The organism is Alteromonas infernus (genome assembly GCF_902705815.1).
The window spans coordinates 79,272-93,140 of record NZ_CACSIG010000031.1 but is presented as its reverse complement, the minus strand read 5'-3'; the positions used below and the strand labels follow the sequence as shown (position 1 = coordinate 93,140).

At 45.8% G+C, this 13,869-nt stretch carries 14 protein-coding genes; all 14 read right to left on the bottom strand.

Going from position 1 to position 13,869, the window contains the following annotated elements:
- Positions 1-2: 2 nt before the first annotated feature.
- The gene (gene rnhB, locus ACX5J7_RS07825; protein ID WP_012517577.1) at positions 3-575 is read right to left on the bottom strand and encodes a ribonuclease HII; all 573 of its coding nucleotides are present in this window, start codon (positions 573-575) and stop codon (positions 3-5) included.
- Entirely contained in the window at positions 568-1,716 is a 1,149-nt protein-coding gene (gene lpxB / locus ACX5J7_RS07820; protein ID WP_020743003.1) for a lipid-A-disaccharide synthase, read from the bottom strand. Before lpxB ends, rnhB begins: the two co-directional genes overlap by 8 nt.
- A 2-nt stretch (positions 1,717-1,718) precedes the next feature.
- Positions 1,719-2,489 carry an acyl-ACP--UDP-N-acetylglucosamine O-acyltransferase gene (gene lpxA, locus ACX5J7_RS07815; protein ID WP_071950931.1) on the bottom strand — a complete coding sequence of 257 codons (771 nt, stop codon included), beginning with the start codon at positions 2,487-2,489 and terminating at the stop codon, positions 1,719-1,721.
- Position 2,490: 1 nt separating this feature from the next.
- Entirely contained in the window at positions 2,491-2,940 is a 450-nt protein-coding gene (gene fabZ, locus ACX5J7_RS07810; RefSeq protein WP_020745504.1) for a 3-hydroxyacyl-ACP dehydratase FabZ, read from the bottom strand.
- Between the two features lie 193 nt (positions 2,941-3,133).
- Complete coding sequence (locus tag ACX5J7_RS07805; protein ID WP_012517573.1) at positions 3,134-3,649, bottom strand: OmpH family outer membrane protein; 516 nt, start codon at positions 3,647-3,649, stop codon at positions 3,134-3,136.
- 62 nt (positions 3,650-3,711) lie between these two features.
- The gene (gene bamA, locus ACX5J7_RS07800) at positions 3,712-6,189 is read right to left on the bottom strand and encodes an outer membrane protein assembly factor BamA (protein ID WP_071950930.1); all 2,478 of its coding nucleotides are present in this window, start codon (positions 6,187-6,189) and stop codon (positions 3,712-3,714) included.
- Between the two features lie 58 nt (positions 6,190-6,247).
- The gene (gene rseP / locus ACX5J7_RS07795; protein ID WP_485165273.1) at positions 6,248-7,600 is read right to left on the bottom strand and encodes a sigma E protease regulator RseP; all 1,353 of its coding nucleotides are present in this window, start codon (positions 7,598-7,600) and stop codon (positions 6,248-6,250) included.
- On the bottom strand, positions 7,594-8,781 hold the full coding sequence (gene ispC, locus ACX5J7_RS07790; RefSeq protein ID WP_278383484.1) for a 1-deoxy-D-xylulose-5-phosphate reductoisomerase: 1,188 nt from the start codon (positions 8,779-8,781) through the stop codon (positions 7,594-7,596). The genes rseP and ispC overlap by 7 nt, the downstream gene beginning before the upstream one ends.
- Complete coding sequence (locus tag ACX5J7_RS07785; RefSeq protein WP_498706717.1) at positions 8,781-9,644, bottom strand: phosphatidate cytidylyltransferase; 864 nt, start codon at positions 9,642-9,644, stop codon at positions 8,781-8,783. The genes ispC and ACX5J7_RS07785 overlap by 1 nt, the downstream gene beginning before the upstream one ends.
- Positions 9,645-9,698: 54 nt before the next feature.
- Positions 9,699-10,484: a polyprenyl diphosphate synthase gene (gene uppS / locus ACX5J7_RS07780; protein WP_278383483.1), complete on the bottom strand. Its 786-nt coding sequence runs from the start codon at positions 10,482-10,484 to the stop codon at positions 9,699-9,701.
- Positions 10,485-10,493: 9 nt separating this feature from the next.
- Entirely contained in the window at positions 10,494-11,051 is a 558-nt protein-coding gene (gene frr / locus ACX5J7_RS07775) for a ribosome recycling factor (protein WP_012517567.1), read from the bottom strand.
- Positions 11,052-11,074: 23 nt separating this feature from the next.
- Positions 11,075-11,812, bottom strand: a complete 738-nt coding sequence (gene pyrH / locus ACX5J7_RS07770; protein ID WP_015066408.1) for a UMP kinase — start codon at positions 11,810-11,812, stop codon at positions 11,075-11,077.
- 235 nt (positions 11,813-12,047) lie between these two features.
- Entirely contained in the window at positions 12,048-12,920 is an 873-nt protein-coding gene (gene tsf / locus ACX5J7_RS07765) for a translation elongation factor Ts (protein WP_012517564.1), read from the bottom strand.
- Between the two features lie 122 nt (positions 12,921-13,042).
- Positions 13,043-13,774, bottom strand: a complete 732-nt coding sequence (gene rpsB, locus ACX5J7_RS07760) for a 30S ribosomal protein S2 (protein WP_015066407.1) — start codon at positions 13,772-13,774, stop codon at positions 13,043-13,045.
- Between the last annotated feature and the right edge of the window lie 95 nt (positions 13,775-13,869).

The window sequence follows — 13,869 nt, the reverse complement described above, 5'->3', positions numbered from 1 at the left end:
TGTTATTTCTCTTCAAGTAACGCTTTAACGGGCTTAAAACTCTTACGGTAGCAATCTAAAATGCCATACTCTGCAATGGCTTCAAAATGCGCTTTGGTGGGGTAACCCTTATGCCCCGCAAAATTGTACTGCGGAAAGGCTTCGTGAAGCGAAATCATATCGTTGTCTCGCTCTACTTTAGCAATGATTGATGCCGCTGAAATCTCTGCGTGCAGGCTATCTCCCTTCACCACGGCTTCAGAATCAAAATTCCAGGCCGGCAGCCGATTACCATCTACCCGCACAAAGTCAGGCTTTACAGGCAGGCCTTCTACCGCGCGTATCATGGCGAGCATGGTAGCGTGCAGTATATTAAGCTTATCGATTTCTTCGGGGCTCGCTCTACCAATATTCCAGTACAGAGCTTTTTCACGAATTTCTTGGGCAAGCGCGACGCGCTTTTTTTCACTGAGCTTTTTTGAGTCAGTGAGCCCTTCAATAGGATTTTGAGGGTCAAGGATGACCGCGGCAGTAACAACATCACCTACCAGTGGTCCGCGCCCTACTTCATCAACGCCGGCAATTAACTTATGCAAACAATTCCTCCACGACAGCTTTAGCTGCTGTTTTATCAGCGTTGCATTTTAGCGTATGGTGGAGGTCGGTGAAACGGGCAATAAGGGCTGAATTGTCACTTTCGAAAAAGTTGAGTAGCTGATTGCTCATATTCTCTGCATTTACCTCTTCTTGAAGTAACTCTGGAATAATCGCTTCGTTTGCCAAAAGGTTGGGTAAGGTGAAAAACGGCGCTTTATATAAACGCTGCATAATTTTGTAGGTGAGCGGCGCAAGTGAATAAGCGGCTACCATTGGGCGCTTACACAACATAGCCTCTAACGTCGCTGTACCTGATGCAAGCAAGATAACATCGCTTGCTATCATGGCATCCCGCGAAGTACCTTGGGTTACCTGAATAGGTAAACGCGCTTCAGCGTTGTCGGCTTCAAGCAATAATGCTTTTATTTGTGCAAGACGATGTTCGTTAGCAGCGGGGATAAGAAATTGAATGTCGCTTCGTTTAGCATGTATCGCTTCTATGGTTTCAAGAAAAACCGGAAGCAGCGTGTCCACTTCGCCGCGACGAGAGCCTGGGAGTACTGCTAACACAGGTGCCTTGCTGTCCACGCCCAATACCTGACGAGCAGCGCTTTGGTCGGGCTCTAAAGCAATCGCGTCGGCCATGGTGTGCCCGACAAAGGTATACGGCACGTTGTATTTGTCATAAACCTGCTGCTCGAACGGAAATAATCCTAATACCCGATTGGCAGCTTTAGCAATTTTGTGTATTCGCTTCTCGCGCCATGCCCACACGGTTGGGCTCACGTAGTGCATGGTCTTAATACCCCGTGCTTTAAGGGCTTTTTCTACTCTTAAGTTAAAATCTGGCGCATCTACCCCCACGAAAATATCAGGCGGGTTTTGCTCGAAGTGGGCAAGAAGCTGCTTTTTAACTTTTAAAATGGCGGGTAAATGCGCAAGAACTTCAACAAGCCCCATAACTGACAAGGTTTCCATGTCGAAAAGACTATGGAAACCTGCGTCTATCATATTTGGACCGCCAATACCTTCGATTATAGCATCTGGGTATTGGCGTTTTAGCTCTGCAACCATTCCGGCGGCAAGGATGTCACCAGAGGGCTCTCCGGCAACCATGCCGATACGAATTGGTTTAGACATAATTAGCGGATAATGCCTCGCTCAGCGTCTTTTAAGAATTGTACCATTAGCGCTACGCCATCGAACTTGTCAGCAGGCTCGGCAAGTTTTTCCACCGCTTCGTCAATGGTATTTCCTTCGCGATAAATCGCTTTGTAGGCACGCTTAATTTCGAGTACTTCTTCTTTTGTGAAGCCCCGGCGTTTGAGGCCCTCAGAGTTGATACCTTGAGGAATGTTCTTTTGACCACTAACCATAACAAAAGGCGGAACATCGCGAAGAATAATGCCACCGGCGCCTAAAAATGCATGAGCGCCAATTTTACAGAACTGGTGAATGCCTGTAGCGCCACCAACAATAACGAAATCGTCAATATGGACGTGACCTGCAACCGCTACGTTGTTGGCAATTATAATGTCGTCGCCAAGAACGCAGTCATGGGCAATATGCGCGTTCGCCATAAACAGTCCGCGAGAGCCAATGATGGTTATGCTATTGTCCTGAACCGTGCCGCGGTGAACGGTAACCCCTTCACGGAACTCATTGTCATCGCCGATAACAAGCTCGGTAGGCTCGCCCGCATATTTCTTATCTTGGCAGTCTTCACCAATTGAAGAAAACTGATAAAACTTATTGTTTTTACCGATACGCGTTGGGCCGCGTACCACCACATGTGACTTCAGAATACAGCCATCGCCAATAGTGACATTGTCGTCAACCACGCAAAATGGACCAATAGTGACATTGTCACCAATCGTTGCACTTTCTGAAATTACCGCAGTAGGATGGATCACGTTACGCTATCTCTCTCATCGCACACATAAACTCTGCACAGCACGCGACGTCGCCATCGACACTTGCAGTACCTTTAAACTTCCAGATCCCTCTGCGCTCTTTAACTAGAGCAACATCAAACTCGAGCTTGTCTCCAGGAACAACCGGACGCTTGAAGCGCGCGTTATCTATTCCCGCGTATAAGTATAACTTATCATTATTCCCCATGGTCTTAAATCCTAAAACACCTGCAGCTTGTGCCATGGCTTCTAAGATTAGTACGCCGGGAAATATGGGTTGTCCGGGGAAATGCCCCGTAAAACAAGGCTCATTAATGGTAATATTTTTATAAGCCTTTACAGACTCACCCAGAACATAGTCTGTTACACGATCAACAAGTAGGAATGGATACCTATGTGGAAGTAATTCCAAAATTTCTTGAATTTCGATGGTATTGAGTGAATTGGCCAAAAACTTTCTCCTGTGTACAAGCATGACCTACGACTATTTTATGCCAACATAATTTTTGGACTGGCATACTGGTCAAACTCGCCGTAAAAACTAAAACGGCGGCAACCATACGCTGTTAAGCGCAAAAAACAAATCAGACCAACACCTTTTGGGGGTTGGCCTGATGAATTTCTCAACGGTTTAGAACGGTTGATTAGTTAGTTTTGCTAACCTGCTGAAGAACTTGCTCAGATAGGTCGTGTTCTTCTTTTGCAAATGCAACTGCACCTGCATTAAGTACTAGGTCGTAACCTTGCTTAGCGGCAACAGAGTCGATGGCTTGCTTGATAAGACCAAGTAGTTTATTGCGCTCTTCGTTGCTGCGACGTTGGATGTTCTGTTGAAGAGGTTGACCTTTTTTAGACAACTCTTCACGTACTGACAAGATTTTTTGTTCTAGTTCTTTCTTCTCTGTGTCGCTCATTGTCGCTGCATCGCGCTGAAGACGCTCGGCATAGAACTGACCGTCGCGCTGAAGTTGATTAACTTCTTCAAGCTGATCTTTAAATTCAGCTTGGATAGCGTTTTGAATTTCAGCCGCTTGAGGCATTGCTTGAAAAATACCTTGAACGTCTACTACAGCCACTTTCTGCTCCGCCATTACAGACGTACTAACTAAAGCGCTACCCAACATTGCTCCTGCAACGATATGTTTAACCAACTGTTTCAAAGGGAACTCCTTTTTTGAATCTTATTGTAGAGCGCAACTAATATTGCGCTCGCTTTAATGTCTTAGAAAGTTTGACCAATATTGAAGGTGAAGAATCGTGCGTCGTCACCGTCACGTTGCTGTATCGCTTTCGAGAAGCTGAATACCATAGGCCCCATTGGAGATATCCATTGGACCGATACACCCGCCGAGCTACGATACAGACTCCAGTCAGAATAGTCCAACAGCTCGCCTCTCTGGCTTGCCGCTACGTCAAACTGACGGTAATAGTCGTAGTCGAACTCAGTATCCCACACGTTACCCACATCCACAAACAAACTTGTGCGAACGGAGTTATCCATATCTTCTTCTACAAATGGCGTGGGAACAATAAGCTCGATACCGCCAAGTGCCATAGCATTACCACCTAGGCTTCGTGTAGACCAAGACAACTGCGCATCTGCGGGGTCACCTGGGAACGCTTCTCCATCTGGACCAACGATACTGCCTGAGTTTCCGACAAATACACCACGTGGGCCTACTGTGTTGTTCTCAAACCCACGAAGTGAGTCTGAACCACCTGCAGTGAAGTTTTCAGTAAACGGAAGAATTTGTTCATTCCCGTTAATATCACCATATCCGTTACCATAACCTAAACGCATGCGCGCAAGGAATGACCAACGTTGATTACGAGACAGTGGGAAGTACCACTTACCGTCAAATACTGTTTTAAAGTAGTTAACGTCAGAGTTAGGCGTAGTAATACTAAACGAGGCACGCTGCGACGAGCCCGCTGTTGGGAAAAGACCACGGTTAAGCGTACTTCTGCTCCAGCTTACACTCGCTAGGTAACTGTCGTATTTAATCGCTGCATCTGGGTCTTCACCATTGGTGAACTGGTTGTAGAACTGCTCAGTTTGTTCGTAGTAGCCACGGTTAAATAGCTCTACGTTACTGTAGGTCAAACCAAAGTTAATACGATTAAATTCGTTAATTGGATAACCTATGTTCGCACCAATTGACCAACGCTTCGAGTTGTATTGAATTACGTTAAAGTCAGAACCGTCGAACTCGCTGTAACCCAAGCTTCCACCCAAACTGATTCCATCAATGGTAAAGTAAGGGTCGTTATAGGTAATTTGCGCACTTCGCTGATAGGAAACCGTGCTCAAATTCAGGCCCACGCGCTTACCCGTACCCAAGAAGTTATCCTGTTGAATACCCGCCTGTAGGCTTAGCTTAGTTCTGTCACCGTAGCCGATACCGGCATTGAACGAGCCTGATGGCTGCTCTTTAACGTTGTAATTAACATCAACCTTATCTTCAGAGCCAGGAATACGCACGGTTTCAAACTCGACTTCTTCCATATAGGTAAGACGAGACAGTTGATTTTTAGATGACTCAAGCAAGTTGTTAGACAACCAGGTGCCTTCCATTTGGCTTACGTTTTGACGTAACACGCTATCAGCGGTTACTACGTTACCGTTAAACTTAATACGGTTAACGTAAATACGCTTACCAGGGTCAACTGACAGGGTGAGTTTAACCGTTTTATCTTCATCGTTGATTTCAGGGACTGTGGTTACCGTAGGATAAGCATAACCAAAACGACCAAGATACTTGCTAATAAACTCTTCGGTGTAGGTAACTTCTGCCTGGTTGTAGAGTTCACCCGTAGTCAGCGGAAGTACCCGTTCAATATATTCTTCATGCCCTAGAACATCCCCCACTAGCTCTACTTCTGAGATAGTGTACTGTTCACCTTCGGTTACGTTCATTGCGATATAGATACCTGACTTTTCAGGCGTCATCGAGACTTGGGTAGAGTCGACATTAAAGCGAAGGTAACCGCGATTTAGGTAGTGATTGCGCAGCGTTTCCATATCACCTTGCAACGTTTGTTGCTGATAGCGAGTTTCAGATAAGAAATCCCACCAAGGTGTATCGTATTGTAGCTCAAACGCTTCCATCAGCTCTTCGTCTGAGAAAATGTCGTTACCTACAATGTTTATTTGCTCAATTTCTGCCGCATCACCTTCTTCAAAAAGTAACTTCAAATCTACGCGATTACGCGGTAAAGGCGTAATAATAGCCGTAACGTCAGCGTTGTATTTACCAATGCTGTAGAAGAAGTCTTTTAACCCGTTCTCAATCGAAGTAAGCACGGTTTTATCAAGCGGTTCACCAATGCGAACGCCGTTACCGTCCAAGCTTTCCTGAAGCTGCTCATCTTTAATATCATCATTCCCTTCGAAAATGATGTTACTGATGGTTGGACGCTCTGCTACACGCACCACAAGGGTGTTACCGTCGCGAAGTATTTCAACGTTTTCAAAGTGAGTTGAAGAGTACAACGAGCGAATTAGCTGCGTTACCCTAAATGTATTAAGCTCGTCGCCAACTTGTACGGGCAAGTAGGTCAGGGCTGCACCAAGTGCAACACGTTGTAAACCTTCTACACGAATGTCTTTAACGACAAATTCACTGTCTTGCGCCGCAGCATTGGCAAAGCTAGCACTGGAAAGAATGGCTCCGGCTGCTACTAACTGTTTTAACTTCATCTATTTTTCTTTTCCTGGCCGCGTTTTGTATTAGCTGTTTTGTACTTCCTGATTTTCATCAGGTTATGCGAGCGATATCGTTAAAAATTGCGATACCCATGATCATAAACAGAAGCACGCCACCTATTCTGTAACCCCATTCCTGCACTGCTTCTGGCACAGGTTTGCCTGTGATCCACTCCACGATAAAAAACATGAGGTGACCACCGTCAAGCATGGGCAAGGGTAATAAATTTATAATGCCTAAATTTACGCTTATTAAGGCAAGAAAACTCAAGAAGTACGCAAGTCCATACCCAGCACTTGTTCCCGCACCTTGAGCAATTGAGATAGGGCCGCTTAAATTTTTCACCGACACGTCGCCAGTAATAAGCTTTCCTATCATTTCGACACTCAGTGTCATAAGACGCCATGTTTTATCTAACGCCTTCCCAATAGCCTCTATAATGCCATATTGATGGGTAAACACATACCCTTCTGGCCAAGGCTCAAATGTTGGGCTTACACCTAGATACCCACTTTGCCCCTGTGGTGTATCGCGGCGCGCTATCGTGGCATCTAACGTAAGCGGTTGTCCATCCCTTTGGATATCAAGCGAAATACGCTCACCAGGGCTTTCTACAATTACGTCAACTAAACGCTCCCACGATGTCAACTTAGTGCCATTTAATGCTTTAAGCTCGTCACCAGGTTTTAACCCTGCTTGCTGAGCGGCACTACCCTCACCAACAAAACCAACGGTTAATGTTGCATCGGGTCGATAAGGGGTTAACCCTAAGCTGCTTAAAGGAGACTCGCTATCTGGGTCAAAGTTCCAAGACTTCAGTGTAAATGTCAGTTCTTTTTCGATATTTGATGAATTTTTCACCGTTACACTGGCATTTTCCGACCCGATATTAGATACAATCTCAAGGTTAACGGCTTCCCAATCTGGTGTGCTTCTATCACCTACTTTGATGATTTCATCACCAGGCTGCACCCCAGCGATTGCTGCAATACTGTCTGTTTCAATACTTTTTACAACAGGCTTTACGGTGTCTAGCCCTACGAGATACATCAGCCACAAGGCAAAGAAAGCAAAAATAAAATTAACGCCAGGCCCCGCTGCAATCACAGCCATACGCTGCAACACAGGTTTATTGTTAAAGGCTTTATCTTCTAATTCAGGCGGTACATCGTCGATACGCCCATCTAGCATTCTCACATATCCGCCTAACGGAATCATAGCGATGACATACTCAGTGCCAGACTTACTTACCTTGCGCCAAATAGGTTTACCAAAACCGATTGAAAAGCGTTCTACCTGAACACCACATTTGCGGGCAACATAAAAGTGCCCCCATTCATGAACAGCAACCAAAATACCTAGGGCAACGATGAACGCACCTAAGCTCCACAAAAAGGCTAGCACTGGAATTTACCTCGAATAATCTCGTCAGCTTTAACTCGGGCTAAAGTATCTTGCTCAAGTATTTGCTGAATAGAACTAACAGAAACGTAAGGCATGGCGTTTAGCGTAGCTTCATTTACTTTTGCAATATCACAAAACTGAATGTTACCGTCTAAAAAGGCCGCAACTGATACTTCGTTGGCCGCATTCATCCGTGTTGTTGCACACTGCCCTTCTTTGCAGGCATCAATGGCCAATTTCAAATTAGGGTAGCGCTTGAAACAAGGCGTTTGAAAGCTAAAGTTAGCAATATCTGAAAAGTCTAGGGGCTTAACCCCCGCTTCGATGCGCGCTGGATGCGCTAAGCCATAAGCAATCGGTGTTCGCATATCCGGGTTACCCATTTGCGCGATAACCGAGCCATCAATATATTGCACCATGGAATGAATGATACTTTGCGGGTGAATAACCACATCGATATCATCAGCACCAGCCCCAAACAGCCAGCAAGCTTCAATAAACTCTAACCCCTTGTTCATCATGGTGGCTGAGTCGATAGTAATCTTTCTTCCCATTGACCAGTTAGGGTGCTTACTTGCCTCATCAATAGTAATTGATGAAAAGCTATCTAATGGGCGCTCTCGAAATGGTCCACCTGAGCCTGTTAGTAATATTTTACGGATACCCGCGGTGGTGAAATTCCCATATTCGTAATCGTGGGGTAAGCACTGAAAAATTGCGTTGTGCTCACTATCAATGGGAAGGATTTTTGCGCCGCTTTGGTTTGCCGCATCAATAAACAGTTTCCCCGACATCACCAACGCTTCTTTGTTAGCAAGCAGAACGCGCTTGCCTGCTTTGACCGCGGCCAGCGTGGGCAGCAATCCGGCTGCGCCGACAATGGCGGCCATGACCGCATCCACTTCAGGCGCGCTTGATACGTCTTCAAGGGCATCGGAGCCTGTGAGTATTTCAGCGTCTACGCCGTAGTGAGAAGCAAGTTCACACGCGGCTTTATAATGCGTATCATCTGCAATCACAACAAAACGAGGCGCGCATTTTTGCGCCTGTTGCATAAGCAATTCAAGCTGCGAATTACCCGTAATGGCAAATACGCGATACTTTTCTGGGTGGCGGTTTATAACATCAAGTGTATTACAACCAATGGAGCCTGTGGCCCCTAACACTGTTACTGTTTGCATTACGCCATCCAGGTTACATAGCAGAAGGCAAATACTGGGAATGCTGCTGTCAGGCTATCGATTCTATCTAACACGCCACCGTGACCGGGGAGAATCTTGCCACTGTCTTTTATACCTGCACAGCGTTTAAGCATACTTTCATTTAAATCGCCTAGCGCAGAAACGGCAACCGTAATTCCACCTATAGCCAGGTGTAGCCAAATGCGAGAGGGCTCAACCTGATAATGAAGCGCCGCGAACGCGATAATGGCGAAAGAGGCAGCAATACCACCAAGCAGGCCTTCTAAGCTTTTCCCAGGTGATACATTCGGGCGCAATTTGTGACGGCCAAATTTTACGCCTACAAAGAATGCACCAATATCGGCGGCCCACACAATGCCTAAAACATAAAATATCAGTGACGCACCGTAGAATGGGTCAACGTCGTGAAGACTGGTACGAAGGGCCACCACTGCAACCCACGTAGGGATTAGCGTAAGTGCGCCAAATACCGTTCTGACACTTCTGCTGTCTTTCCAAAACCGAGAATATTTGGGGTAAGCAAGCACCATAAATAGCGAGGCTATCCACCACAATACGGCAATAGAAAGTATGCCTGTATACAAACCGTGAAGCTGCCCTTGATACCAAATTACGCTTGCATCGACGATGAAAGACAAGACTATACATATACCAAAAGCGCCCGCCATATAAAGCAGCTTCTTAGGCCGCTCACACACGCCAGACATATTTGCCCATTCATAAGCGCCGATACCGACCACGCCAGCAATCGCGATTTCAAACCAGAAAATGGGAAGGAAAAGAATGGCGTAGAGCGCCAGCGGCGCCAGAATTAATGCAGTTATTATTCGTTGTTTTAGCATAGTGTGCCCTTGGCTTTGGTTACCAGGGCTAGCCTGATAATTGCCTGCATGGTGTTAACCATCGGCTGTGACAACCTGTTCGCCAGTAAGACCAAATCGACGCTGGCGTACATTGTAATCGTTTACGGCTAATTGAAACACGTCTTCATTGAAGTCGGGCCATAAAACGTCGGTAAAATACAGTTCAGCATAGGCGCATTGCCACAGCAAGAAGTTACTTATACGGTGTTCGCCGCCAGTGCGAATAAGAAGGTCTAACTCTGGAAGGTTAGCGGTTGAAATGTGCGCATTTAATGCGTCTTCTGTGATGTCTTGCACATCGATTTCGCCGCTTTTCACTTGCGATGCAAGTTGCTTAGCTGCATTTACAATGTCCCATCTACCGCCGTAATTTGCAGCGATATTTAAGACAAGATCTTTGTTATCTTTGGTCATGTCTTCAGCTTTTCGAATCTTTTCGACAAGCTTGGCATCGAATGCCTCGACGTCTCCAATAACCTGTAACCGTACGCCGTTTTTATGTAGGCGTTTTGCTTCACTATTAAGAACAAGATTGAACAGGTCCATCAGAACACTGACTTCTTCTTCTGGTCTTTTCCAGTTTTCGCTTGAAAACGCAAACAATGTAAGTGACTCGATGCCATTTTGGCGTGCAAAGCGCACTACTGCACGTACAGACTCTACCCCGGCTTTATGCCCAAAGGTACGAATTTTCCCTTTCTTTTGCGCCCATCGACCATTGCCATCCATAATGATAGCAACGTGCTTCGGGCCAGTAGTCGGTGCTACTGGCGCCTCGGCCTTCGACGATTTGGCTGCGCTTAAACGCTTTCCAATCATAATACTTACTTAAACTTCCATCAGTTCTTTTTCTTTGTCAGCTAGCAAGCTGTCAACTTTCTTAATGAACTCGTTAGTAATAGACTGAATATTTTCTTCTGCTGCGCGGCTTTCATCTTCGCTGATTTCTTTTTCTTTAAGCAGATCTTTTACATCGCCATTCGCGTCGCGGCGAATATTGCGAATAGCAACACGACCACCTTCCGCTTCGTTGCGAACAACGCGAATAAGGTCCTTACGACGCTCCTCGGTAAGCGGTGGTAAAGGAATGCGAATTGAACCACCTGCGCTCATTGGGTTAAGACCCAAGTCAGATTGCATAATCGCTTTTTCTACCGCTTGGATAGCGCTCTTATCAAATACAGTTAGCGCTAATGTACGGCTGTCTTCAGCAACAACGTTAGCAACTTGCTTAAGTGGTGTATCTACGCCGTAATAAGGAACCATGATGCCGTCTAGAAGGCTTGGATGCGCACGGCCTGTGCGAATTTTGCTGAATTGGCCTTTAAGTGCAACTAGGCTTTTTTCCATGCGCTCTTGCGCATCTAATTCAATTTCATCAATCACGTTTTGTATCCTATTGTTCTTAATTAATCGTTGTCAGCGTGGCGAATAATTGTGCCTTCTTTTTCACCCATCACAACACGTTTTAGGCAACCAGGCTTATTCATGTTGAATACGCGAATTGGTAAACCGTGGTCGCGAGCAAGGGTAAACGCTGACAAATCCATTACTTTTAATTCTTTTTCCAGTACTTCCTGATACGACAACTCATCATATAACGTTGCTTCAGGATTTTTTACCGGGTCATCACTGTAAACGCCGTCTACTTTGGTCGCTTTTAGGACTGCGTCAGCTTCAATTTCAATACCGCGAAGACATGCGGCTGAATCTGTGGTGAAGAAAGGGTTCCCCGTACCTGCAGAGAATATTACCACACGACCCGATTTAAGTAGGCTGATAGCTTCTGCCCAGTTGTACGCATCACATACGCCGTTCAGCGGAATAGCAGACATCATACGAGCATTAACGAACGCGCGGTGAAGCGCATCGCGCATGGCTAGGCCGTTCATAACAGTGGCTAACATCCCCATGTGATCACCCACTACGCGATTCATGCCCGCTTTAGCTAGGCCTTCACCACGAAATAAGTTGCCACCACCGATAACCAAACCAACTTGAACACCAAGTTCAACCAGCTCTTTAATCTCTTGTGCCATTCTATCTAGCACTTTAGGGTCTATGCCAAAGCCTTCTTCACCCATTAGGGCTTCGCCACTAAGCTTTAACAGAATGCGTCGGTATGCTGATTTTGGTGTGATACTCATAGTTTGAAATGTCCTCGTAAACCCGTTTTGTCCTATGTCTTTCAATACATTATTGAGTTAAAAAACATAGGACAAAGCGCTTTCGTTGTCAGGCAGGCGCACGCTTATCTCGCCTAGCTTCACACTTACGCATTGCAATGGCAACACTCAAGACGTACAGCTATAAAAAAGCACCTCAAAAGAGGTGCTTTGTAGTTTATCTAACTATTGCGTAATGCAAAAGATAAACACTCAATTATTTCTTAGCAGCTTCCATTTGAGCAGCTACTTCAGCAGCGAAGTCTTCAGTCTTCTTCTCGATACCTTCACCTACTTCGAAACGTACGAAGTTGATTACGTCTGCGCTGTTGTTCTTAAGAAGCTCAGCAACAGAGATTGAAGGATCTTTAACGAAAGGCTGACCAGTCAAGCTCACTTCACCAGTGAACTTCTTCATGCGGCCTGCAACCATTTTCTCAGCAATCTCAGCTGGCTTGCCAGACTGAATAGCGATTTCGATTTGGATTTCTTTCTCTTTCTCTACAACTTCAGCCGGAACATTTTCAGGCTTAACAAACTGCGGGCTTGCAGCTGCAACGTGCATTGCCACGTCTTTTGCTAGCTCTTCGTCACCGCCAGTTAGGATAGAGATAACACCGATACGGCCGCCGTGTACGTATGCGCCAAGGGTGTCGCCTTCAACGTTGATAACGCGACGAGGAGAGATGTTCTCACCGATTTTAGCAACAAGCGCGTCACGAACTTCGCTTACTTTAGAACCGTTAAGTTCCGCATCGTTAAGCGCGTCGATGTCGTTGATGTTGTTCGCTGCTGCTACTTCTAGAAGCTCGTTACCGAACTTAAGGAAACCTTCGTCACGTGCTACGAAGTCAGTTTCACAGTTTAGTTCAAGCATGGTCGCACGACCACCTTCAACTTTAGTAAGGATTACACCTTCAGCTGCGATACGACCAGCTTTTTTAGCCGCTTTCGCTTGACCTGATTTACGCATATTTTCAATGGCTAACTCAATGTCACCATCCGTTTCAACCAGGGCTTTTTTACAATCCAGCATACCTGCGCCAGTACGTTCGCGCAGTTCTTTAACTAGTGCTGCAGTCACTGCCATTTTTCAATTCCTCAGCATTAAATATAAAATTCGTTAGGTAAAAGGGGCGATGCCGCCCCTCTCAATACGTTTCGTATTGTAGTACCGCCATATTATCTAGATATGACAGTAAGCAATCAGAATTACTCTGCCGCTTCTACGAAGTCGTCTTGCTCAGCTTGTACTTCAAGGTTGCTTTCGCGACCTGAGTTGATAGCGTTTGCAGCAGCATCCAAGTAAAGTTGGATAGCGCGGATAGCATCGTCGTTACCAGGGATGATGTAATCAACACCGTCTGGGTTAGAGTTTGTATCAACAACACCAACAACAGGAATACCTAGGTTACGAGCTTCTGTTACAGCAATGTGCTCGTGATCTGCGTCGATAACAAAGATCGCGTCTGGAAGACCGCCCATGTCTTTGATACCGCCAAGGCTGTTTTCAAGCTTGTCCATTTCGCGCTGAAGCATAAGTGCTTCTTTCTTAGTTAGCTTCTCAAACGTACCGTCTTGAGCTTGTTGCTCTAGATCTTTAAGACGCTTGATTGACTGACGAACTGTTTTCCAGTTAGTCAGCATACCACCTAACCAACGCTTGTTTACGTAGTACTGGTCGCATTTAAGAGCAGCATCTTTAACTGCTTCGCCAGCGGCGCGCTTAGTACCAACGAAAAGGATTTTACCTTTCTTAGACGCCACACCTGAAAGGTAGTTAAGTGCGTTGTTGAAAAGTGGAACCGTTTTTTCAAGGTTGATGATATGAACTTTATTACGTGCGCCGAAGATGAAAGGCTTCATCTTTGGGTTCCAGTAACGAGTTTGGTGACCGAAATGCACACCTGCTTTCAGCATGTCACGCATAGAAACATTAGCCATTTTATTTTCCTCTTGGGGTTAGGCCTCCATATACCCCTTGTATCGATTCAGACCAATCTAAATTGAGCTGAACACCCCGATACGAAGTGTCGGTA

Excerpts from the sequence above, each read along its gene's own strand:
- tsf (WP_012517564.1), bottom strand. The coding sequence starts at position 12,920 with ATGGCAGTGACTGCAGCACTAGTTAAAGAACTGCGCGAACGTACTGGC.
- pyrH (WP_015066408.1), bottom strand. The coding sequence starts at position 11,812 with ATGAGTATCACACCAAAATCAGCATACCGACGCATTCTGTTAAAGCTT.
- bamA (WP_071950930.1), bottom strand. The coding sequence starts at position 6,189 with ATGAAGTTAAAACAGTTAGTAGCAGCCGGAGCCATTCTTTCCAGTGCT.
- uppS (WP_278383483.1), bottom strand. The coding sequence starts at position 10,484 with ATGATTGGAAAGCGTTTAAGCGCAGCCAAATCGTCGAAGGCCGAGGCG.
- ispC (WP_278383484.1), bottom strand. The coding sequence starts at position 8,781 with ATGCAAACAGTAACAGTGTTAGGGGCCACAGGCTCCATTGGTTGTAAT.
- rpsB (WP_015066407.1), bottom strand. The coding sequence starts at position 13,774 with ATGGCTAATGTTTCTATGCGTGACATGCTGAAAGCAGGTGTGCATTTC.
- lpxB (WP_020743003.1), bottom strand. The coding sequence starts at position 1,716 with ATGTCTAAACCAATTCGTATCGGCATGGTTGCCGGAGAGCCCTCTGGT.
- ACX5J7_RS07785 (WP_498706717.1), bottom strand. The coding sequence starts at position 9,644 with ATGCTAAAACAACGAATAATAACTGCATTAATTCTGGCGCCGCTGGCG.